This window comes from Nocardia sp. Tas62D01 (assembly GCF_055232035.1).
The window spans coordinates 7,171,456-7,193,126 of record NZ_JBUYUZ010000001.1; the positions used below are offsets into that span (position 1 = coordinate 7,171,456).

Below are 21,671 nucleotides of genomic sequence, written 5' to 3' on the forward strand. Positions count from 1 at the left end.
GCAAAACACTCTTCAACCTGAAGTGTGGTTCAGGTCAACCGCTTACCCGCGATCGGTCACTCCGGCACGTACCGCGAACCCGTCGCAGAGCGCGTTCAAGCCGAGATGAAGTAGATCTTCCGATGTCAGGTCGCTGACCCCGGCGCCGTCCAGATCGGCGAGCGCCGGTGGAATCGGGAGCTGTGATGTTCCTTGCAGCAGGGCGCGCAGACCGTTGTCGCCCTCGGGGTTGATTCCGTCGCGGGCGAACAGGGCGCCGCTGATCTGTGGCAGCGTCGCGCCGGAGATGTAGTTCCACACCGTGAACGCCATCGTCGTCGCCTCGCGGGCCGAGACGTTCAGCTCGCGGAAGCCTTCGACCAGCCAGGCGAGACAGGACAGGCTTGCCGGACCGAAGCTGTAGCGCGGCATCGCGAAGGTGAGCAGCACCCACGGATGTTGCTGGTAGAGCGCCCAATCGATCTCGGCGGCGATGCGGACCCGGTCGCGCCAGGTCCAGTTCTGCCCTTCCGTGGACGGGTAGGTGTTGCGTCCGGCGACCTCGTCGGTCATCGCGGCGATCAGTTCGTCCTTGTTCGCCACGTGCCGGTAGAGCGACATCGCCCCGACACCCATCCGCTCGGCGATGTGCCGCATGGACAGCGCCTCGAGTCCCTCCTCGTCGGCGAGGGCGATCGCGGTGTCGACAATGGCGGCTTTGGTGAGCTTCGGCTCGGTCATCCCATGACTCGCTTCCAGTTCTGGGCCTGGTTGCGTACACTGTACCCGGGTTCATGCGTACGGCGTACGCGACACGAGAAATAGAAGTGACAGGGGTTATGGAATGACAGAGCTGGAGGCAGTGCGGCCTATCGCGACGTCGTCGCAGATCGGTTCGCGCCGCGCTTGGCTGGGCCTCGCGGTGCTGCTGCTGCCGGTGCTGCTGGTGTCGATGGACATCTCGGTGCTCTTCCTGGCAATGCCGACCCTGACCATCGATCTGGACCCGTCGGCCACCCAGCAGCTGTGGATTCTCGATATCTACGGCTTCTTGCTCGCGGGGCTGCTGATCACCATGGGCAACCTGGGCGACCGGATTGGGCGGCGCAATATTCTGCTCATCGGCGCCAGCGTCTTCGGTGTGGCGTCGATCATCGCGGCCTTCGCGCCGAGCGCCGCGGTGCTCATCGCCGCGCGGGCGCTGATGGGCGTCGGCGGCGCGACACTGCTGCCGTCGAGCCTTGCCCTGATCTCCAGCCTCTTCCCGGACGCCCGCGAGCGCGCCGCCGCCATCGGCGTTTGGACCGCGTTCTTCGCGGGTGGTTCGGCGGTCGGCCCGATCCTCGGCGGCCTGCTGCTGCACCACTTCTGGTGGGGCTCGGTATTTCTCATCAATATCCCGGTGCTGCTGATCCTGCTTGCATTGGGCCCGTTCCTGCTGCCCGAACACCGCTCGGGTGTGCTCGGACCGCTGGATATTCCGAGCGTGGTGCTGTCGATCGGCGGCATCCTGCCGCTGGTGTACGCGGTGAAACATATTGCGGCGGAAGGGCTGGACGCGTCGGCGCTCGTCATCGCGCTCGGCGGCGTGCTGTTGCTGATCGTCTTCGGGCGGCGGCAGCGGCAACTCGCCGAACCGCTGCTGGACCTGCGCCTCTTCCGTCGCGCCCAGTTCTCGGTGGCGATCGGCTCCAGCCTGGTCGGCATGATGGCATTGGCCGCGATGAGCTACCTCACCAGCATCTACCTGCAATCGGTGACTGGACGAGACCCATTGGCGGCGGCGATGTTCGGCATTCCGATGGCGGTCGCGGTGTTCGTGTTCTCGGTGGGCGGTGCCCGGGTGGCGCGGCGCATCGGCGTGCGCGGCAGCTTCGTGCTCGCCCTGCTGGCCTCCGCGCTCGGCAACCTGCTGCTGCTCGGCGTCGGTGTCGACGGCGGGATGGCGTGGTACCTCGTCGGATCCACCATCGCCGGCATCGGTTACGGCCTCGCGTTCACCTTGGTGTCGGAGGTGGCGGTATCCTCCGTTCCGCCCGAACGGGCCGGTTCGGCCGTCGGTATCTCCGAGACCAGCTTCGAACTCGGCAATGCCCTCGGCCTCGCACTGCTGGGTTCGGTTGCGGCACTGGTCTTCCGGTCCGGTGGCGACTACGCTGCCACGCTCGGCGAGACCGTCCAGCGGGCGGGTGACAACACCGCGCTCATCAATTCCGCACGGGAATCGTTCGTCTCGGGCATGCATGTCGCGACCTCGGTCGGCGCGGTCCTGCTCGCCACGATGGCCGCGGTGGCATTCTTCGCCGCGCGGTCGAAGCGCTGATCGGTCTGCGTCAGCTGTTGGGCGCCGACAGGGCTGCGCGGAATCCTGGCCGGGGGTCCCGATGCAGGATGTCGCGTCCAGCCGCATCGCGGGCTGCCGAGGTTGTAGCGCCCGGCGTCGATGCCCGCCGCGATGTCGCGCATGGGTGGTCCCGACAGGATGCCGCGCAGCGCCTCGTCGGTCAGGCCGAACCGGGCGATGAATTTGCCCATCGCCTGGTTCTTGTGGGCCAGCCGGACGGCCATGGCCGTGCCGCGTGCCGGGTTGGAAGCGCATGTCCACGTGCGGCCGTGGGATCGCAGTTCCTCGGTGAATTTCTCCACGGAGGCGCGCAGCTACGGGCCATCCAGCGCACCATGTGGTCGGTGAAAGTGTGGCTGCCTGCGGTCCAGCCGCCGACGATGTCGGGTTCGCGACCAAGCCACGGCAGGCGATCGCCGTGCTCGAGGGACCGTTGGCCGTGCCGAGTGGACATCACCGATGACGATCTGAACCTATGGGCACCCGCACTCGAGGTCCGAAACACCCACGACTCAGTGTTTTACAGGGCATGACAGCTGTCTTAACTGTCGCGTAATAACAGCCCTATGTAGTGAGTGGCGTGCAATGTATACAGGACACAACGCAGCTCACGGGGGTGTTCACCGCGCTGGAATGGGATGGGCTCGCCCCTGACTCCGCCTTCGCCGGCCTTCCGCCGGTGCTCGCTCACCGCCTGCGCATCGCGGTGGGCGAAAACCACCGCAAGTGCTGCGGCGCGTCCGGCATCGAGCTGCTCGCGGTAGAGCCCGACGACCCCACACTGCCCGAGCGGGCTAGGCGTTCCCTGCGGGATCTGGTCCCGGGTCACGCGATCGCCTCGATCGCCCTCGCAGAGTTGGCCGGCGGCTGGATCGCCATGCCTGGCGTTAATCTCCGGATCGCGACAACCGCCGACCTCGGCGACGACCACACTGTGGCTATCTCGCTGGCGGACGCCGTAGCACTGCTACAGGCTCCGGGTGGCGACCACCTGCTCGTGCAAACCATCGTCATCTGCGAGGGGACGCCGGATACTGTTCCGCCGGGCTGGCAAGTGGTGGCCGGGAGTGCGGCATGACCGGGCAACGACTCGTGCTCACCCATGGCTGCTCGCTGTCAAATCTTCCACTCTTCGTGGCAGTGGGCGAGGGATTGTTCGCGGCCGAAGGCTTGGAGGTCGAGGCCCCGTACTTCAACGACATCAGCTCGACCGCCGAGCTACTCGCCAGTGGCGTCGCCGACCTGGGTACTGCCGCCTACACCCAGCCGCTCATCGACGCGTTTCGAGCCGACCCGCCGGTGCTCGTCGCCGGAAGCGGCCTGATGGGCATCTCCGTGCTCACCCGCCCGGAGTTCGCCGACGCAGCCTCCCTCGCCGGGCAACCTGTCGGCACGTTCCGATCCGACCCGATGGAAGTGCTGCTGCACGATGTACTGGCCGCCGCCGGACTCGGCGTCGACGATGTGCGGCTGCGTTATTTCGACGTTCTCGAAAAGTCCATCGAGGCCTGGCGTCGTGGCGAGCTGGCCGCCCTCACCCTCGCCGAGCCGTTCGCCGAGCGGCTGCGGCGCGAAGGCGCCCACACGCTCTCCGACGGCACCGAACTCTGGGGAGATCCATTCCCGGACACGGTTCTGGTGGCGTCCGCAAAGTTCCTGCGGGAGCGCCCCGAGCAGGTACGGGCATCGATCAGGGCCATGTTGCGCGCTGAAGCCTTCATTCACGCCGATCCCCGCGCAGCGCTGCGCCACGCGATGGAGTTCTACCCCGGGTTCGACCTCGACGAACTCGCCAGTGCCGTGACCCGGCAACCGTCGCGAGTGGACATCCGCGAGCTGCGGGAGATCGTTTTCGGCCGGTGGGACAGCCTTCGGTCCCTGGCGCTGGTGCCTGCCGACGCCGCGCCGCCACGGACCGCCGTCGCTCTCGAACTCCTCGAAGACGAACTCTCGATGATCCACACCAAGGAGAACCAACGATGACCCACAACCCTCTTACCGGCTCGATGGGCCGTCGCTCGTTCCTTCGTCGCACGGCGGCCACCAGCGTCGCCGTCGCGGTGCCTGCCTGGTTGCTGAGCGCGTGCACCGGTGTCGGGGGCAGCTCAGGCGCAGCGACCGGTGCGCTCAAGGCGACACACGGCACCGGACTGTGCAATTTGGGCATCTTCTTGGTCAAGGAACGCAACCTGGCACAGGCTGACGGCGCGACGCTGGAGTTCGTCGTCACCCCGACCAATGCCGACATCGTGACCCTGTTCGGCGCCGGTCAGGTCGACGTCTCGCTCATTCCTTATACCCAGTTCTTGACCCTGCGCGACGCCGGTGCGCCGGTGACCATCGTGGCCGGCGGTGGCGTTCAGGGTTGCGTGATCGTGGCGCAGCAAGGCATCAACAGCGCGGCCGACCTGCGTGGCAAGACACTCGGCACCTTCCAAGCCGACACCTTGGAAATGCTGCCCTACGACTACCTCAAGACTGCCGGCCTGTCCTTCAAGGACGTCAACGTGCGTTACTTCGGAACCTCGCCCGAGCTCGCCCAAGCGTTCATCAGCGGCGCGATCGACAGCATGTGCCATATCGAGCCATATGCGACGCAGGCGCTGAACGCGCGGTCCGGTGCTGTAAAACTCTCCGACGGGACCGACGTCTACGGACCCGGTTATACCGACTGCGTGCTGGCCGTGCGCAATGACCTGCTCGCCCAGAATCCCAAGGCGGTCAAGGCACTCATCAAGGGTTTGCTCGTCGCTCAACAGCAGGCCGAACAAGACCGGCCCAGCGCGGTGCAGGCCACCGTCGGAACCTATTTCAAGACCAGTGTCTCCGATGCGTTGGACGCTTCGACCAAGCAGCCCAACGTCGTCGATCAGCGCTCGAAGGCGCAGTTCATGCTGGACCGCGCGGTCGGCATGAAGGACCTGGGATACCTGAAGAGACTGCCGGACCACAGCGTCTTCGACTGGACGTTGCTCGACCAGGTGATCCAGGAGAACCAGGGTCTGTACAACTCCTTGCAGCGGGCGTCCGCATGACCACCGCCGTCGAGATCCCTGCCGACGTCGAGCTGCCACAGAAAACCGGTGCCACCCGGCGCAAGTGGTCATGGGCGCGCAAGGCGGGGGCGGCAGCCGGGTGGTGGGTTGCCTCGGTCGCGCTGTTCGCCGGGCTGTGGGAACTGGCCTGGGCGGCAGGCTGGGCGCCACCATTGTTGTTGCCACCGCCGCACATCTTTCTGCAGGACTTCAGCAGGCAGGCCAGGTACTTCGACACATCCACCATCGGAGCCGCCCAGGCTACGCCGTTGGTCGCGGTACTCACCACGATCGTCGCCACGCTGCTGCGGGTCCTGATCGGGCTGGCTCTCGGATTCGTGGCCAGCCTGGTGACCGGCATGCTGATCACTCAGTTCCGGGTGGTGCGTGGGCTGGTGCTGCCGATGCTGACCCTGCTTGCCCCGATCTCGCCGATCGCCTGGCTGCCGGTGTCGATCTTTCTGTTCGGAATCGGCAACCGTCCCGCGGTGTTCATGGTGTTCGTCGGGGTGTACTTCGTGATGACGCTGGCAACGATCACCCAGATCACCGAGGTGAGCGAAACGTACCTCAACGTCGCCCGCACAATGGGTGCCCGCAAGCGCCAGATCCTGTTCCAGGTCGTGCTGCCCGCTATCCTGCCCGGCTTGCTGCACACCTTGCGGCTCAACCTGTTCGCGGCGTGGATGGTCGTGCTGCTCGCCGAGGCGGCCGGAGTCGGCAGCGGCCTGGGACAGGTGGTCATGCTGGCCCGCAATACCTTCAACGCCAGCCTGGTGTTCTTCGCCATGACCCTGATCGGTCTCACCGGGTACCTGCTGGACCTGGCGTTCCGGCAACTACAGCGGCGGCTGCTGTGGTGGCAGCCCGCCTCGGCTGGAGGAAAACGATGACCAACGCGACTGGGGCCCTGCGGTGCCGCGGCGTCACCAAGATCTGGGGTGAAGGCACCACCAAAGAAATGCTCGCGGTCGACAGCGTCGACCTGGATGTGCAGCCCGGCGAGTTCCTGGTGATGCTGGGACCGAGCGGCTGCGGCAAGAGCACGCTGCTGTCCATGATCGCTGGACTCGAACAACCCAGCGCGGGCGTCATCGAGGCCGACGGCGAACCGGTCACGGGTCCGGGGCCGGATCGATGCATGATCTTCCAGCAGTCCTCGCTGTATCCGTGGTTATCAGTCGCCGACAACGTCGGCTTCGGGTTGCGGCTACGGGGTGTGCCCAAGGCCGAACGCCGCGAGGTGGCGCGGAAACTGTTGCGCACCATGGGGTTGAGCGACATGCTGGATAAGCACCCGGATGAGCTGTCCGGCGGCATGCGGCAGCGCGCCGCGATCGCGCGGGCCTTGGCCATGCGGCCTCGGGTGCTGTTGATGGACGAGCCGTTCGCTGCGCTGGACGTGCAGACACGGGCGAAACTGCAGAACTACATCGCCCAGGTGCGCGAGGAAAGCGGCGCGTCGGTGCTGTTCGTGACGCACAGCATCGATGAGGCGGTGGCGCTGGCCGACCGGATCGTGGTGTTCACCGCCCGGCCGGGCCGGCTCAAGGCGATCGTCGACGTCGAGCTGGATCGCCCACGGGACCCGCGTTCGGCGGGGTACCACGCATTGCATGACCGGCTGGTCGACCTGCTGGCCGATGAGGTCGACCGGGCATTCGCCGAGCAGGAGAGGGCCGCCGGGTGAGCGTGACAACGGTCGCGGCGGTGCAACTGCCCGCGTGCGGGAATGATCGTGCCGCCAACCTGGCCGCCGTCGAGTCCGCATTGGCCGACGCCGCGGCGGCAGGCGCGGACCTGGCCGTGCTGCCTGAACTCGCGACCACACCGTACTTCTGTGCCGAACCGGCTGGGGCGTACCGGGACTGGGCCGAGCCGATACCCGGACCGCTCACCGAGCACATCGGTGCGCTGGCGGCCGGACTCGGCCTCGACGTGGTGCTGCCGATGTTCGAACGCGATGCGGCAGGCACGTTCCACAACTCGGCCGTCGTCATCCACAAAGGACAGATTCAAGCCGCCGTGGACCGCGCGGGCCGGGCCCATCACGCGGCCCGCAAGCTGCACCTGCCGGTGGGCGACGACCCTGCACCGGGGTTCGACGAACCCGCGCACTTCACCGCGGGCGATTGGCTCGGCGTGCACGCGATGGACCGGCTCCGCCTGGGCACGCTGGTCTGCTACGACCGCCGATTTCCCGAATGCTGGCGCGAGCTACGCTCGCTGCGCGCCGACCTGGTAGCTGTTCCGGTGGCAGGCAGCGGCGGTGACAGCGCCGATTTCTTCCTGGGTGAGCTGCGCACCCATGCCCGCGAGAACGGACTGTTCGCGGTGGCCGCCAACAAGGTAGGTACCGAGTGGGTCGGCGGCCACGCGGTCGACAATTTCGGCGAGTCGTGCGTGGTCGGGCCGGACGGCGAGCTACTCGCACACCGGCCACGGCAGGACGGACCCGGCTTGGCGCTCGCCAAAGTGGATCTCGATGTGCTCGCGCAGACCCGCCGCACGCTGCGCTACTTCGAACACCGCCGTATGGATCTCTTTCCCAGTGCTCCCGAGGAGGTTTTGTGACCACGTTGTTCCGCAACGCTCTTGTCTTGGCCATGGACGATGAGCATCGCGCCGAGCCGTTCCGAGCCGACGTCCTGGTCGTCGCCGATCGGATCGCCGCGGTCGGCCCGGACATGGCGGTCCCCGACGCCGCAACGGTGGTGGACGCGACCGACCGCGTCATCATGCCCGGGCTGGTCAACGCCCACGTGCACTCGTGGGAGGCGTTGTTCAAGGGGCGTTATGACAATATGCCGCTGGAACTGTGGATGCTGCTGTCGTACCCGATCCTCGGCCTGGAACCGATGTCGGAGCGGCTGGTGTACCTCCGCACCCTTCTCGTGGGGATGGAATCGCTGCGTAACGGCGCCACGTGTCTGCTCGACGACGTCATCGAGAGCCCGACGCAGAGCATGGACGCGCTGGACGCGGTGTTCCGTGCCTACGAGGACATCGGCATCCGGGCGAATTGCTCTGGCAACATCGTCAACCGGCCCTACATCGACACCATCCCGTTCGTGGGCGAGGTGCTGCCCGCCGATCTGCTCGCCAAGGCACGCGAGGCGCGTCCGCGCAGCACCGAGGAGTACCTGGAGTTCAGCAAAGAAGCGCTGGCGCGCTACGACGGTCGCGCCGGGCGGCTGCGCTACGTGATCGCGCCCAGTGGCCCGCAGCGCTGCACCGATGACCTGTTCGTGGCCGCGAACGAACTGTCCGCGCAGCATGACACCACCTTCCATGTGCACGTCCTGGAAACGAAGATGCAGGCGGTCACCGGCCGCGAGTTCTATGGCTCCACGCTGGTGGAATACCTGGACCGGCTCGGGGTGCTCAGCGACCGGGCCACGCTGGCGCACGGGATCTGGCTCACCGACAGCGATATCACGCGGCTGGGTGAGGTGGGTGCGTCGGTGGCGCACAATCCGATCTCCAATCTGAAGCTGGGCTCGGGGATCGCTGAGTGGCGGAAGCTGATCGACGCGGGAGTCAACGTTGGGCTCGGTTCGGATGGCTTGTCCAGCAACGATTCCGCCCGCATGTTCGATGTGGTCAAGTCGGCCGCGTTGCTGCACAAGGTGACCAGCCCCGACTACCGGACCTGGCCCACGGCCGAGGAGGTGTTGTGGGCGGGTACCCGCGGCGGTGCCCGTTCGGCGCGGGTAGCCGGCGATGTCGGCGCGATCGCGCCCGGGTACAAGGCCGATTTCGTGCTGTTGGACCTGCGGTCGCTGAACTTCACCCCGCTCAACGACCTGCCCTCTCATTTGGTGTATGTGGAGAACGGCGACTCCATCACCGAGGTGTGGGTCAACGGGCAGCCGGTGGTGCGTGACGGCCGGTGCCTGCTGATCGACGAGCAGGCCGTGCTGGACGAGCTGCGTGGATTGGCCCAGGAGTATCTGGGGCGGCACGCAAAGGTCGAGGAATTGAACCGGGCCTTCGAACCGTACTTCGCCGAGATCCACCGGCGTTCCTGCGCCGAACCCATCGGGATCAACCGGTTCAGCGGTGATGAGGCGGGGTGGGTGAGTGGCCCGTGAGCCTGCTGATCAAGGGTGCGCGGGTGATCACCGCTGGCGACGATTACCTGGGCGATGTCTACGTCGAGAACGACACGGTCACCATGATCGGAGCGTCGCTGGATCTGCCCGCTGACAAGGTCATCGACGCCACCGGCTGCTACCTGTTGCCGGGTGGTGTGGACCCGCACACCCATCTGGCGTTCAACCTGGGCGAGACGACCACTGCCGACGACTACGAGTCCGGCACGATCGCTGCGGCCTTCGGGGGAACCACGACGGTGGTGAATTTTGCACAGCAGCGGCGCGGGCAGCATTTGCGGGCCGCGATCGAGGACGGGCTCGCCGCCGCTGAAGGCAAGGCGGTGATCGACTACGGGCAGCACATCGTGATCACCGAGATGGATTCCGGTTCGCTCGGGCAGATCGACGAGCTGGTCGGCGAAGGCGTCACCAGCATCAAGCTGTTCATGGCGTATCCCGGCGAGCTCATGGTGGACGACGCCACGATCTTCACTGTGTTGGAGCGGGCCGGCGACCTCGGCGCGTTGTGCTGTGTCCACGCCGAGAACGGTCCGGTCATCGATGTGCTGGTGCGCCGGGCACTCGCCGCCGGGCACACCAATCCGGGCTGGCACGGGCGCACCCGTCCCGAGCTGGCCGAGGCGGAGGCGACCCACCGGGCCATCGCGCTGGCCGAGATGGCCAATGCGCCGGTGTATTTCGTGCACCTGTCCTGTGGTGAGGCGCTCAGTGAGGTCACCGCAGCCCGTGACCGTGGCAGGCCGGTGTTCGCCGAGACGTGCCCGCATTACCTGTTCCTGGATTCCAGCGTCTATGACGATGACAGTTTCGAGGCGGCGAAATATGTGCTGACCCCGCCGCTGCGGGACGCCCGGCATCACGCGGAACTCTGGCGTGGCCTGCGTACCGACGACGTGCAGGTGGTGTCCACCGATCACTGCCCCTTCTGCTTGAACGGGCAGAAGACCTTAGGAGAGAACGACTTTTCCAAGATCCCTAACGGTGGGCCCGGGATCGAGCACCGGTTGCAACTGTTGTATTCCAAGGGTGTCCTCGGCGGGCAAATGTCGTTGCGCAGGATGGTGGAGGTGTTCGCCACCACACCGGCGCGGCTGTTCGGGCTGTATCCGCGCAAGGGCACCATCGCCGTCGGCTCGGATGCCGATCTGGTGGTGTTCGACCCGAACGTTCAGACGACGATCAGCGTCGACACCCACCACATGAAGGTCGATTACAGCTTGTACGAGGGCTGGCGGCTCACCGGTGGGGTGCGCACCGTGATCTCTGCTGGACGGGCCGTGGTGGAGAATGGACTGTTCGTCGGCAAGCCTGGCTCCGGCCGGTTCTTGCGCCGAGAAGCGAGTGGATTGCAGTGACGGAAGAGAGGGCAGTGGTCAAGAAAACCGGTCTCGGCGGAGTGAATTCGCTGCCGGCCGAGGTGCGCCAGAAAACCTATGAGTACGTCTACCGGACCCTGCGTAAGGCGTTGTCCACCGGGCAAATCCCGGAGAATACGCATCTGGTCGAGACCGAGCTGGCTGCCCAGATCGGGGTGAGCCGAACACCGGTGCGCGATGCCCTGCGCCGCTTGGAAAGCGAAGGCTTCGCCGAGCGCAGACCCGTCGGCGGGTTGTGGTCCCGGACGATCAGCGCCGACGAAATCGAGGACCTGTTCCTGGTGCGGCAAGAGCTCGAGAAGCTGGCCGCCCGGTTGGCCTGTGAGCGGGCCAAGCCGGAACAGTGGGAGCAGCCGCGCGCGCTGATCGCCGCGATGGGGGAGGCCATCGCGGCGCGCGGTCCCGCGTCCGATGCGTTCGGCGAGGCACATCTCGCCTTCCACACGTCGATCTACCGCATCGCGTTCGGTGCACGGTTCGCGGGTCTGCTCGACAACCACCTGTTGCAGTACCTGGAGATTGCCGCCGAATTGAGCTACCGCGATCCCGCGCGCACCGAGCCGGCGGTGGAGCAACATGAGCTGTTGCTGGCGGAGCTGGCCAGTGGCGATGTCGCGCGTGCGGTCGCCGCGGCGGAGGCGCATGTACGTCGCAGCGCCACCGACGCGCAGGGTGCGCGGGCCGATTCCATCAGCACACCGACTGTTTGATTTCAGTTACCAGAGAGGGTTTTTCGTGCAACGCATGTTTTTGAACGGCAGCGCCATGTCCGGGCAGAAGGACCACGCGGTAATCGCTGGTGCCGTATTGCTCGGCGCCGCCACCACCGCGCCGAACTATCGGTTCTTCGCGATCCGCGACGAGTTCCCTGGTTTGCTCCCGGTCGAATCCGGTGGGGCCTCGATCGTCGGCGAGCTCTACGAAATGTCCGACGAACTGCTGTTCGACACTCTGCTGCCGCAGGAACCCGGGGAGCTCGAGCTCGGCTCGATCGAATTGGTGGACGGCTCCACCGTACGGGCGATGATCCTGCGCCCGGAGCGGATCACCGCGGGCGACAAGGTCGTCGACATCGCCGACTTCGGCGGGTTTCGTGCCTACCAAGCGCATCTCGTCGCAAACTCCCGAGCTCATGACCTACTCGGTCTTCGATGAATGGAATCGCGCATGCTCAGACGGGCCGTTGGGATATTCAGAATGCAGGAAACGGCTTACTTCACTGACGTCAAATACGTCAATTGCTTCGACCGGTCGACAAGCTCTTCGGGGAGCTCCGGAACTGGTCGGCCATAGGCAGCCGCCAGCTCGAATGGATCGGAACGCCGCACCGACCAGCCGTGCTCGGTCAACCAGTGCGTCGGATCGGCCCGCTCGTCGCCGTAGAACAGCTCGGATATGTCGATATCGTTGAACGGGTTCTTGTCGAAGTACTTCGACATGATGGCCGCGAAGTGTTGCATATCGGTTCCCGCCGCGATGTTGTCCAGGGCAAGGTGGCTGCCCGGACCGGAGAGTGCGTTGATCCGCTCGAACAACGTGTCGTGCGCCGCGCCAGGGAGATAGGGCAGCAGCCCTTCCGCTGACCACGCGGTCGGCTTGCCAGGGTCGAAGCCCGCGGTCTCGAGGGCGGCAGGCCAGTCGTCTCGCAGATCGACGGCCACCGGGCGCCGCTCGGTTTTCGCTCGGGCACCATGCTCGGTGAGTACCTCTTCCTTGAATTCCAGCACCTTCGGTTGGTCGACCTCGAATACCGTCGTGCCCGCCGGCCAATCGAGGCGGTACGCCCTCGCGTCCAACCCGGCGGCCAGGATCACCGCCTGCCGCACCCCGGCCGCGACGGCCGACAAGAAGAACTCATCGAAGAACTTGGTCCGAAGACCCATGAAGCCGGGGAAGGGCGTGTTCCCCAGTGCGGACGGGTCGGCCAACAACCCGGTGAAATGCGGTTCACCCGCCGCCTCGACGAACCATGGTGCGTAGTCGTCCTGGATCAACGCATCGGGACGGATTGTCTCCAACGCCCGAAACGTCGCTACCCCCAACGCGGTCAGGCCCACACTACTGACAATGTCCCAACTATCTCCATCAGTCCGCATTGCTTACCTTCCGATCTGTGTCGCAGCTAGTACCGACCAGGCAGGACGGTGATGATGTCCCCCAGGGCTTGCCGGATAAGGTGCTGTCGGGTGGAGCTGGTGCCGCCGAAGACGGCATGGTCCGGGCGATCCCACCCGCCGGCGGGGTGAGCCATACGGCCATGCCGATCGCCGCCATCAGGCCCAGCGGCGCGGCAAACTCTGTCGCGACGATCACGCGCAGTATGCCGTCCTGCACCCATAGTAGGCCCTTCGCCAGCTCCTCTGTGGCTGCGTGCTATCCATAACTCCCGCGAGCCCAAACGCCGCCGGCATCCCTCGCTCGGGCCCCTTCGATTCGGTGTGGCAGATCATCTCGGCGAAGTGGACTGCAGTTGGAGCCGATTTCGGCTCCTGAGCTGTCACCGCGCCCGCGCCGAGGACCGCATCCGCGCTGCCGAGGACACCGGCCTGCGCAACCTTTGCCTGCACCGATTCGGCCGGAACCGAATCCGGTGCCATCGCGCAACTGGCCGCTGCGAACTCATCCGGGCAATGTTGAGTGGACGGGATCCCCTACGCGAGGTCAGATAGCAATGCCACTTAGCTTGACGTGTTTTCGCAGGTCATCGGCATGATTGCGATGTAGTGCCAGCTGGTTGGTCTGTGAGACTGGTTGGTGTGGAGCGTTTTTGGGCGTGTCGGTGCCGGATCGTGTCGGTGCTGGGGTTAGCGTCGCCGACGTGGTGGATGTGGGTGCGGTGTCGTTGATCGATCAGGTGTTGTTGGGTGTGTTGACCGCTGTGGTGGACCGTGATGCGGTGGAGATGGCGATTTCCGAGCACGGCAAGGCGCCCAAGCGTCGTGGTGGGACGTTGCCGCCGCATTTGGTGATGTATTTCGTGGTCGCGTTGGCGTTGTTCGCAGGTGTGGACTACGAGGGGGTGATGCGGAAACTGGTTGGGCCGCTGCGGCTTTGGCGTTGTTGGGATCCGAAGTGGAGTTTGCCGACCTCGGGTGGGATCACCCAGGCCCGGCAGCGGCTGGGGTTCGAGCCGATGAAAACACTGTTCGAGCGGATCGCGGTGCCGGTGGCGTCGCGGCTGACCCTGGACGCGTTCTACGCGCGACGCAGGCTGGTCTCGATTGATGGCATGGTGTTCGACGTGGCCGACACCGAGGCCAACGCAACGGAATTCGGTAAACCGAGCAAGGGAGTGTTGCCACAGGCACGGGTGGTGACGTTGACCGAATGCGGCTCGCATGTGAGCCTGGGCGCGGTGATCGGGCCGGTCGTGGGCAAGGGCACCGGTGAACGCACCGCCGCGGCCGAACTGATCTGGTTACTCGAACCCGGCATGATGTTGGTGTGTGACCAGGGGTTCTACAGTTTCAAACTGTGGTGCCAGGGCGCCGACACCGACGCCGACCTGTTGTGGCGTCTCGGTGACATTATGGACCTGCCGATCGTGGACCGCCTCGGTGACGGCTCCTATGTGACACTGCTTTTCGCGCCCAAAACCCCGGCGAAAATGCGGGCCGAGCTGCTGGAGGCGGCCATAGCCGGGGAGGAGTTGGACTGGGACCGGACTCGTTTCGCCCGCGTCATCGAGTACGAGATCACCGACCGTGGCGAAGGCGGTGAGCTGATCTGCCTGCTCACCACCATCCTCGACCCGCACGAGGCACCCTCGCTGATCCTGGCCGAGGCCTATCACCAACGCTGGGAACACGAAGCCGCGAACAGGCAAATCAAGACGCAGCTCCGCGGCCCCGCCAAAACCCTGCGCTCGCAAACCCCGGACATGGTCCGCCAGGAAATATACGGATTCCTCATCGCCCACTACGCGATCTGCTCGCTGATCTGCCGGGCCGCGGTCGAGACCGGCATCGATCCCGACCGCGTGAAGTTCACCCAGACCGTCCGACTCGCCCGCGACACCATCGCAGGCCCGGACGGTTTTTCCCCCTGACCGCCAACTCGAGCTCCACACCGAACTCGCCGAACAGATCACCGCAAAACGCCACCTCAACCCCCGCCGCCACCGCTCCTACCCCCGCGTCGTCAAACGCGCCAGACACAACAGCTTCCGAGTAAAACGCAAGGCAGACAAGGGAACCCGTCACACCGGACCCGCTACCATCCGGCTGGCCAACCAAAGCTGCATCACGCCGACACAACGACGACCATCCGCAAAACCGCCGGTCACAGCTCTATAGGGGGCGAGCTAAGCGGCATTGGGTCTGGTGGTGGCGAATCTGGTCGACGGTGCCGGTTGTCCTGATTTGTCGGCCCCGTGTACGCTCGAATTGTATCCGTCATTTTTGTGACATATGTCGGCAACGGTCTCTGATGGGTATTACTTCTGTTGGCCGGTGGTGCCGACTGCGTATGTCGCACATCTCGTTTCAAAGGCAGAGGATATGTCGGAAAAGAGTGTGCTGGCGGTGTTACTTCACCGGAAAGGTCATTCATGCGCCGGTCTGGGTTGTATTCATCGCCTGGGCGTCGTTCCTCATCCTCGGCGCCGGGCTGCGCGGGCGGATCTGCTCGGTACTGAGCAATCTCGCCGGCATCGTGATCGCCTCGCTGTGTGTGCTGATCATCCAAAAAGCCGACGTCGGGGTCGGGTTTACGGCGGTTGCCGTGGGATCGGCAGCGCAACGATAGTGGAAGCGTCCAGCGCCGGGATGCTTGCCGCCATTCCCGCGATCGGGTGGGGTTTCGCCTCGACCGTCGGGACGGTCGCGGTCACGGGCGCCGCATCACTTACACGGAGTCGATCGGCAATTCGGTGCTCGTTGTGGTGACCGCAATGCTGCTCAGCGCGGTGTTCGGGTTTGTGTCCGGGCAACTGGCGAAGATCATCACCACCCAGAAACAAGCAGCCCTGGCTCCGGCGGTGGCGGGATGAAACTACAGCACATGTTGGGCGGCCTCGAAGGTCTCGACGACGCTCCGATCGACTTCGAGAAGCGGGTGTTCGTCGCAGAATGGGAGAAACGAATCTTCGGTATCCATGCGGCGATGATGGGGTTGAGTGACTCGCTGCGCACGTCGGTCCCCGCCTACGACATGGAACCGGTACCAACGGTGTTCAGAACCACTTGGACCTGGGCGGACCTGCGCAAGGCCGCCGAGGCGATGAACCCCCTGGCCTACTTCCAATTCCGCTATTACGAGAAGTGGCTCGGCGGTATCACCGCGTATTTCTTGGACAACGGCTACATCACGCAGGCCGAACTCGACGCGGCGATCCAGAAGTACCGGGGGGTGCCGGAGGCCGCGCTGCCGGAACGCCAGTGCGAAGGGATCGATGCACAGGTGATCAAGTACCTGCGTGAGGGCGACTCTTCGCGGCGCGGTCACGCGGACAACCCGTCCTTCGCGACCGGCGATCATGTTGTGGTTCGTAACCCGCCAGCGACCGACCATACCCGTCTGCCCGGTTATCTACGGGGCCACACAGGCAGGGTCGAGCGCGTGTTCGAAGGCAAGTACGGCTATTTCTGCTCGACCGGTGCCGATCGGCTCGGTGCCCCTGTTCCTGTCTACCTCGTGCGTTTCGAACCCCAGGAGATCTGGGGTGAACGGACCGAAACTCACGCGGGCCCACTGTACGCGGAGATCTATGAGTCCTACCTCTCTCCACCTTCCTGAGGAAGTATCTGATGACTGAGCGGTTCTATTACCCCAGCGACCGCGAACAGAGTAGTGCCGCGCAGGTTCGCGCACTGGAGGCGTTACTCATTGAAAAAGGTGTCATCGCCAGCACGACCGTGGACAAGGTGCTCGGCTATTTCGAATCCGAAATGACTCCGCTCAACGGCAGGAAGATCGTGGCTCGTGCCTGGGTGGACCCAGAATTCGCCCAGCTGCTTGCGACCGACACTCCGGCAGCCATCGCACAGCTCGATCTGCCGGAAGGTATGGCAGGGGCCGAGGGCGAACACATCGCCGCGGTCGTGAACGAGCCGGGTGTGCACAACCTCGTGATTTGCACGTTGTGCTCGTGCTTCCCCTGGCCGGTACTGGGTCTTCCGCCCTACTGGTACAAGGATCCGGTCTTCCGAGCCCGAGCAGCCCGCGAACCGCGTGTGGTGCTCGCTGAACTGGGCGTCCCACTGACAGACGACACCGAGATTCGGGTGTGGGACTCCAGCGGTCACTCACGGTGGTTCGTCGTTCCAGAGCGTCCGGCCGGTACGGACGGCTGGAGCGAGAAACAGCTCACCGAACTCGTCACCACCGAGTCTATGCTCGGCGTCGCGCTCGCTGATCAGCCCGCGGCGAGGTAATCGAAGGGAATCGGGCAATGCCCATCGACAGCACAGAACTCATGTACGACGAGTCGGGCAGAGTGTCTTTCCATGAAACGTGCGTGACCGACCCCAACCAGCCGACGTTCGATGCCGAGTGGCAGCGCCGAGCCTTCGGGTTGGCTGTCGCGCTGTCGGAGTTCGGTCACTACGCCTGGCCGGAATTTCAGCAGGAACTGATCAATGTCATCGGTTCGTGGCAGCACGCACCGGAAGATGCGCGCGGCCGCTGGGAGTATTACCAGCATTGGGTTACCGCGCTGCACAGCGTCATCGAGCGGAACGGTCTGCTGGAAGACGGCTACATCAATCCCGAAGATCGTGCCGGTAATCATGAATGAGCTCAGGGGAAACTGACGCACATGGCGACTGTGGATGCCCGGTGCCTCGCCACCGCCGTGGCCGGCGAACCAAACCCCCGACTGGCGACGACATGGGAGGAGATCGTGCGGCACCGCGGTCACCTGGGTCTCTACCTTCGAACTAAAGGCTCCGATGCTGCGCGGTCTATTGACGAAGGCGCTCGCCCCGGGAATCGCCTTGGGATTCCGCACCGTGCTGGGGACCGCCGACCGCAGGCTCACCGGCCAGGGCTGAACACCTTGGCTCGCAGTCGGATCGGCGCGCCTAACCCGAACGACGAGCAATTCGCGATATAATTAAATGTCATGGTTTTACATGACATCTCGACGGTCGAGGCGTTCATCCGCCGCTACAACACAACCGTCGAAGCCTCTGATTTCTCGTCGCTGCCAAGCTATTTCGACGCGCAGATCCTGGTTGTCACACCGACTGCGAGTCGGTGTCTGACGCGCGGGGAGTTCGTTGCGGCGGCCGAAGCGCGTGCGCGCTGGTTCGATTCGCCCGCGGTGCCGCGTACCACGCTCGTCGGGCAGTCGACGGTCGCGTGCGGCGGCCACTACTGGCTGGCCTCGGCGCGGTGGACGCTGGCGATGGGGGAGGACGCACAGCCGAAGATGTTCGAGCTAGACAGCGACTTCATCGTGCGCAGCGATGACGGTGCACTACGGATATCCGCGTACCTCACTCGACAGGATTTGCCGCGGCTGCTGGCGGAAAGTGCCGAGCACGGCGGTTGATCATGTCCTCGGATACCGGATGTGAAAAGGCCGATTGGCTAATACAGTCGAGTGTGTGAATGAGACACCGGCCACCGGCAGTGGGCGGCCGCTCGCCGAGCGAGTCGCGAGCTGGCTGCTCTATCCGACCTCGCGGCCGCGAGAGAAATCCCTGCGTGCCGAGGTCGCGGGCCGGATCGTGCTGGTGACGGGTGCGTCACACGGTATCGGTAAGGCGAGCGTGCGAAAGTTGGCAGCGGCGGGTGCGATTGTGCTGTTGGTGGCTCGTTCGCGCGAAGATCTCGAGCAGGTGGCCGCCGAGATCACCGCCGAAGGCGGCACCGTGCACGTGTACCCGACGGATATGACCGACACGGCGGCCGTCGAGCGTCTCGGCCAGGAACTCTTGGATGAGCACGGTCAGGTCGACGTGCTGATCAATAACGCGGGCAAGTCGATTCGTCGCTCGATCGACGAATCCTATGATCGCTTCCACGATTTCACCCGCACCATCGACGTCAACTATCTCGGCCCGGTAAGGCTGTTGCTCACTTTGCTGCCGAGCATGCGCGAACGCAAGCAGGGCCACATCGTCAACATATCCACCTGGAGCGTCCTCATGCCGCCCGCACCGCGGTGGGCGGCCTACGGCGCCTCCAAGTCCGCCTTCGACGTCTGGCTGCGCAGCGTCGCCGCGGAGATCGCCGCCGACAAGGTCACCACCACCTCGATCTACATGCCCCTCGTGCACACCAGGATGAGCGCACCCACCGACTTCAGCCGCGTCCCCGGCCTCACCGTCGACGAAGCCTCCGATCTGGTTTGTCACGCGATCACGGCCAAACCGCGCGAGATCGCGCCCTGGTGGTCTTCGGGAGTACAAGCCTGGTCCGACCTGACCCGCGGCCAAGCCCAACGTTTCATGGAGCGCACCTTCCGCCGCTGACCAGAAGGCTGTCCGGCTGTGCCCGTCTCGGTGGGATCCACGTGCACCATCAGCGTTTGCCGGGGGACGATGGAGTCGCACGCTTCGCCGGCCTATCTCGATTTCATGCTTGATCGGTCGTCCACGTGCACCCGCTGGCCGCTGGCCGCTGCGGACGAGCCGACCGGCTGGACCAGGCAACAACCCCCGTAACACGCCGAGCATAGGATCGACGGATGCACAGATCCGCCGCGCGTACCTCCAGCCTGGCGACCCTGTTCGCGTTGGCGGATTCGCGGTTGCCGATCGGCGGGCATGTGCATTCCGGTGGCGTCGAGGAGGCCGTGGCCTCTGGGCTGGTGCGTGATGTGGCGACGGTGGAACTGTATCTGCGCCGCAGGGTCCGTACTTCTGGGCTCGTCGCCGCATCGTTGGCGGCCGCAGTGTGCTCCGGTGCGCTCGATCCGATGGGTGCCGAGGCCGAGGCGGATGCCAGGACGCCCGCGCCCGGCGCAAGGACGACCTCGCGGGCGCAGGGCCGCGGACTGCTGCGCCTGGCCAAACAGATGTGGCCGGACCATGATTGGACCGAGCTCGGGACCCGGCCGCACCTGTCGACGGTGTTCGGCATGGTCGGCGCTGCCTGCGCGGTGACCCCGCTGGAGACCGCGGGCGTGGTCGTCTACACGACGCTGACCGGCGCGGCCACCGCGGCGCAACGACTGCTCGCACTGGACCCGGCCGCCATTGCCGGATGCACGATCCGGCTCGCCGACCTGTGCGATCGCACCGCCGCTGAGGCGATGACCGGGCCCGCCGCGCTGTCCGACCCGCTGCTCGATGTCCTCGCTGAACGGCACCTGGCACGCGAGATGCCGCTGTTCGCCAGCTGAGCATCCGGCCGACCGCTCGAAAGTCACAGTGAGAGAAGGAGATCGATACCAATGCCCCCGCACCTGATCGACGGCCAACCGCACGATCACAGCCACGACCGGCCGAAGCGTGAACGCAATGCGGGGGAGGCGCTGCGCATCGGCATCGGCGGGCCGGTCGGCTCTGGCAAGACCGCGCTGGTCGCCGCGCTGTGCAGGCAGCTGCGCGAGGAGCTGTCATTGGCCGTGCTGACCAACGACATCTACACCACCGAGGACGCCGACTTCCTGCGCCGCCACGCGGTTCTGCCGGACGAGCGGATCACCGCCGTGCAGACCGGCGGCTGCCCGCACACCGCGATTCGCGACGACATCACAGCGAACCTCGACGCCATCGACGATCTCATCGCGGCCAACCCGCCGCTGGATCTGATCCTGGTGGAATCCGGCGGTGACAACCTCACCGCGACGTTCTCCTCCGGCCTGATCGACGTGCAGATCTTCGTCGTCGATGTGGCGGGCGGCGACAAGGTGCCACGCAAGGGCGGCCCCGGCGTCACGTTCTCGGATTTGCTGGTGATCAACAAGACCGATCTCGCCCCGCTGGTCGGCGCCGACCTCGGCGTGATGGAGCGGGACGCGGCGAAGGTGCGCGAGGGCCGACAGACCGCCATGATTTCGCTCACCGACGACCCGGCGGCCACGCCGGTGCTCGCCTGGGTGCGCGAGCAGCTGCGGATTATCGCCGAGCAAGACCGGACCGACGCTACTGAATCGGCCGTTGCGCACTGAGTTACGCATCGTCGCGGCGGTCGGCACGCTGCCGGAGATCCATGCGAGCGGCGGGCTGGCGGCGCGGCGCACCGGTCGGGACACGGTGCACCTGATCGGTACCGCCGCCACTCCGCTCGGTGGCGACGATCTCGATATCGCGGTCGTGGTCGGGCCGGGCGCGCGACTGTTGGTGCGCTCGGTCGCGGCGACCATCGCGCTGCCCAGTGCCGCGACTCTGATCTCGACCGCGCACTGGAGGTTCGAGGTCGCGGCCGGAGGCGATCTCGATTTCGATCCCGAACCGACGATCGTGGCGGGCGGTGCGCACCACCACGCCGTCACCACGGTCCGGCTGGCGCCCGACGCGCGGCTGCGGCTGCGGGAACGGATACAGATCGGCCGCATGGATGAGGACGACGGTGCCTGGCGCGGCGACCTGATCGCCGATGTCGGTGCCGCGCCGCTGCTGCGACACCGCTTGGAACTGGGCGCGGGCTGCGCTGCCGACGATCGACTGGCCGCGCCACGCGCACTCGACAGTGAACTGGTCTATCCGGATGACCGGCCGGTGGAAACAGCGGGTTTGGCCGCATCCCGCCTGCCGCTGGCGGGCGGGGGGACACTGTTCACCCGAACCGGTTCACTTCTCGGGATCTGATCGGCGGCAAGTCGTAAGGGCAGCGGACTCCCGTCGCGGCCGAGGAACTCCTTCGTACTATCCGGCAGGCTGCTCGGCGGCCACTGGCGGAGCCGGATAACCCGTTTGCCGCACCA

The 21,671-nt window shown here is 65.5% G+C and carries 23 protein-coding genes; 21 read left to right on the forward strand and 2 right to left on the reverse strand.

Translation table 11 applies throughout. The features are described 5' to 3' along the window. Window positions 1-42: 42 nt before the first annotated feature. Window positions 43-720, reverse strand: a complete 678-nt coding sequence (locus ACV7NQ_RS34265; RefSeq protein WP_463363341.1) for a TetR/AcrR family transcriptional regulator — start codon at window positions 718-720, stop codon at window positions 43-45. Between the two features lie 103 nt (window positions 721-823). On the opposite strand from ACV7NQ_RS34265, the gene ACV7NQ_RS34270 reads away from it, so the two are divergent. The 11 genes from ACV7NQ_RS34270 (at window position 824) to ACV7NQ_RS34320 (ending at window position 12,007) form a co-directional block, all read left to right on the forward strand. Continuing rightward, complete coding sequence (locus ACV7NQ_RS34270; protein WP_463363342.1) at window positions 824-2,302, forward strand: MFS transporter; 1,479 nt, start codon at window positions 824-826, stop codon at window positions 2,300-2,302. A gap of 601 nt (window positions 2,303-2,903) precedes the next feature. After that, window positions 2,904-3,401, forward strand: a complete 498-nt coding sequence (locus ACV7NQ_RS34275) for a hypothetical protein (RefSeq protein WP_463363343.1) — start codon at window positions 2,904-2,906, stop codon at window positions 3,399-3,401. Next, window positions 3,398-4,306 carry an ABC transporter substrate-binding protein gene (locus tag ACV7NQ_RS34280; protein WP_463363344.1) on the forward strand — a complete coding sequence of 303 codons (909 nt, stop codon included), beginning with the start codon at window positions 3,398-3,400 and terminating at the stop codon, window positions 4,304-4,306. The genes ACV7NQ_RS34275 and ACV7NQ_RS34280 overlap by 4 nt, the downstream gene beginning before the upstream one ends. A gap of 188 nt (window positions 4,307-4,494) precedes the next feature. After that, a complete protein-coding gene (locus ACV7NQ_RS34285) occupies window positions 4,495-5,358 on the forward strand; it encodes an ABC transporter substrate-binding protein (protein ID WP_463363345.1) in 864 nt (287 codons plus the stop codon). Next, window positions 5,355-6,251: an ABC transporter permease gene (locus tag ACV7NQ_RS34290; RefSeq protein WP_463363346.1), complete on the forward strand. Its 897-nt coding sequence runs from the start codon at window positions 5,355-5,357 to the stop codon at window positions 6,249-6,251. Before ACV7NQ_RS34285 ends, ACV7NQ_RS34290 begins: the two co-directional genes overlap by 4 nt. Beyond that, complete coding sequence (locus ACV7NQ_RS34295) at window positions 6,248-7,048, forward strand: ABC transporter ATP-binding protein (RefSeq protein ID WP_463363347.1); 801 nt, start codon at window positions 6,248-6,250, stop codon at window positions 7,046-7,048. Before ACV7NQ_RS34290 ends, ACV7NQ_RS34295 begins: the two co-directional genes overlap by 4 nt. Further along, on the forward strand, window positions 7,045-7,932 hold the full coding sequence (locus tag ACV7NQ_RS34300; protein ID WP_463363348.1) for a carbon-nitrogen hydrolase family protein: 888 nt from the start codon (window positions 7,045-7,047) through the stop codon (window positions 7,930-7,932). Before ACV7NQ_RS34295 ends, ACV7NQ_RS34300 begins: the two co-directional genes overlap by 4 nt. Continuing rightward, the gene (locus ACV7NQ_RS34305) at window positions 7,929-9,452 is read left to right on the forward strand and encodes an amidohydrolase family protein (protein ID WP_463363349.1); all 1,524 of its coding nucleotides are present in this window, start codon (window positions 7,929-7,931) and stop codon (window positions 9,450-9,452) included. Before ACV7NQ_RS34300 ends, ACV7NQ_RS34305 begins: the two co-directional genes overlap by 4 nt. After that, window positions 9,434-10,831: a dihydropyrimidinase gene (gene hydA, locus ACV7NQ_RS34310; RefSeq protein WP_463363350.1), complete on the forward strand. Its 1,398-nt coding sequence runs from the start codon at window positions 9,434-9,436 to the stop codon at window positions 10,829-10,831. The genes ACV7NQ_RS34305 and hydA overlap by 19 nt, the downstream gene beginning before the upstream one ends. A gap of 14 nt (window positions 10,832-10,845) precedes the next feature. Beyond that, a complete protein-coding gene (locus ACV7NQ_RS34315; protein WP_463363351.1) occupies window positions 10,846-11,562 on the forward strand; it encodes a GntR family transcriptional regulator in 717 nt (238 codons plus the stop codon). 34 nt (window positions 11,563-11,596) lie between these two features. Next, window positions 11,597-12,007 (forward strand): allophanate hydrolase-related protein, encoded by a 411-nt coding sequence (locus ACV7NQ_RS34320; protein WP_463365925.1) that lies wholly within the window; start codon window positions 11,597-11,599, stop codon window positions 12,005-12,007. 56 nt (window positions 12,008-12,063) lie between these two features. Here the strand turns inward: ACV7NQ_RS34320 and ACV7NQ_RS34325 are convergent, their stop codons facing one another. Then, window positions 12,064-12,948, reverse strand: a complete 885-nt coding sequence (locus tag ACV7NQ_RS34325; protein WP_463363352.1) for a class I SAM-dependent methyltransferase — start codon at window positions 12,946-12,948, stop codon at window positions 12,064-12,066. 677 nt (window positions 12,949-13,625) lie between these two features. Here ACV7NQ_RS34325 and ACV7NQ_RS34330 point away from each other — a divergent pair. From ACV7NQ_RS34330 to ACV7NQ_RS34375, 10 genes are all read left to right on the forward strand, one after another. Next, window positions 13,626-14,900 (forward strand): IS4 family transposase, encoded by a 1,275-nt coding sequence (locus ACV7NQ_RS34330; protein WP_463365926.1) that lies wholly within the window; start codon window positions 13,626-13,628, stop codon window positions 14,898-14,900. Between the two features lie 464 nt (window positions 14,901-15,364). Next, window positions 15,365-15,598, forward strand: a complete 234-nt coding sequence (locus ACV7NQ_RS34335; RefSeq protein ID WP_463363353.1) for a DUF1097 domain-containing protein — start codon at window positions 15,365-15,367, stop codon at window positions 15,596-15,598. A 240-nt stretch (window positions 15,599-15,838) separates the two neighbouring features. Continuing rightward, entirely contained in the window at window positions 15,839-16,588 is a 750-nt protein-coding gene (gene nthB / locus ACV7NQ_RS34340; RefSeq protein ID WP_463363354.1) for a nitrile hydratase subunit beta, read from the forward strand. A gap of 11 nt (window positions 16,589-16,599) precedes the next feature. Further along, a complete protein-coding gene (gene nthA, locus ACV7NQ_RS34345) occupies window positions 16,600-17,226 on the forward strand; it encodes a nitrile hydratase subunit alpha (protein ID WP_463363355.1) in 627 nt (208 codons plus the stop codon). 62 nt (window positions 17,227-17,288) lie between these two features. After that, complete coding sequence (locus tag ACV7NQ_RS34350; RefSeq protein WP_463365927.1) at window positions 17,289-17,588, forward strand: nitrile hydratase accessory protein; 300 nt, start codon at window positions 17,289-17,291, stop codon at window positions 17,586-17,588. Window positions 17,589-17,915: 327 nt separating this feature from the next. Then, the gene (locus tag ACV7NQ_RS34355) at window positions 17,916-18,347 is read left to right on the forward strand and encodes a hypothetical protein (RefSeq protein WP_463363356.1); all 432 of its coding nucleotides are present in this window, start codon (window positions 17,916-17,918) and stop codon (window positions 18,345-18,347) included. 55 nt (window positions 18,348-18,402) lie between these two features. After that, window positions 18,403-19,272 (forward strand): SDR family NAD(P)-dependent oxidoreductase, encoded by an 870-nt coding sequence (locus ACV7NQ_RS34360; protein WP_463363357.1) that lies wholly within the window; start codon window positions 18,403-18,405, stop codon window positions 19,270-19,272. Between the two features lie 215 nt (window positions 19,273-19,487). Then, complete coding sequence (locus ACV7NQ_RS34365) at window positions 19,488-20,144, forward strand: urease accessory protein UreF (protein ID WP_463363358.1); 657 nt, start codon at window positions 19,488-19,490, stop codon at window positions 20,142-20,144. Between the two features lie 51 nt (window positions 20,145-20,195). Then, complete coding sequence (gene ureG / locus ACV7NQ_RS34370; RefSeq protein WP_463363359.1) at window positions 20,196-20,915, forward strand: urease accessory protein UreG; 720 nt, start codon at window positions 20,196-20,198, stop codon at window positions 20,913-20,915. Further along, entirely contained in the window at window positions 20,905-21,555 is a 651-nt protein-coding gene (locus ACV7NQ_RS34375; RefSeq protein WP_463363360.1) for an urease accessory protein UreD, read from the forward strand. The genes ureG and ACV7NQ_RS34375 overlap by 11 nt, the downstream gene beginning before the upstream one ends. Window positions 21,556-21,671 lie beyond the last annotated feature (116 nt).

Bases quoted from the DNA above. Each gene is read 5' to 3' on its own strand.
- ACV7NQ_RS34265 (WP_463363341.1), bottom strand. From the start codon at position 720: ATGACCGAGCCGAAGCTCACCAAAGCCGCCATTGTCGACACCGCGATC.
- ACV7NQ_RS34270 (WP_463363342.1), top strand. From the start codon at position 824: ATGACAGAGCTGGAGGCAGTGCGGCCTATCGCGACGTCGTCGCAGATC.
- ACV7NQ_RS34280 (WP_463363344.1), top strand. From the start codon at position 3,398: ATGACCGGGCAACGACTCGTGCTCACCCATGGCTGCTCGCTGTCAAAT.
- ACV7NQ_RS34290 (WP_463363346.1), top strand. From the start codon at position 5,355: ATGACCACCGCCGTCGAGATCCCTGCCGACGTCGAGCTGCCACAGAAA.
- ACV7NQ_RS34295 (WP_463363347.1), top strand. From the start codon at position 6,248: ATGACCAACGCGACTGGGGCCCTGCGGTGCCGCGGCGTCACCAAGATC.
- ACV7NQ_RS34320 (WP_463365925.1), top strand. From the start codon at position 11,597: ATGTTTTTGAACGGCAGCGCCATGTCCGGGCAGAAGGACCACGCGGTA.
- ACV7NQ_RS34325 (WP_463363352.1), bottom strand. From the start codon at position 12,948: ATGCGGACTGATGGAGATAGTTGGGACATTGTCAGTAGTGTGGGCCTG.
- nthB (WP_463363354.1), top strand. From the start codon at position 15,839: ATGAAACTACAGCACATGTTGGGCGGCCTCGAAGGTCTCGACGACGCT.
- nthA (WP_463363355.1), top strand. From the start codon at position 16,600: ATGACTGAGCGGTTCTATTACCCCAGCGACCGCGAACAGAGTAGTGCC.
- ACV7NQ_RS34355 (WP_463363356.1), top strand. From the start codon at position 17,916: ATGGTTTTACATGACATCTCGACGGTCGAGGCGTTCATCCGCCGCTAC.
- ACV7NQ_RS34365 (WP_463363358.1), top strand. From the start codon at position 19,488: ATGCACAGATCCGCCGCGCGTACCTCCAGCCTGGCGACCCTGTTCGCG.
- ureG (WP_463363359.1), top strand. From the start codon at position 20,196: ATGCCCCCGCACCTGATCGACGGCCAACCGCACGATCACAGCCACGAC.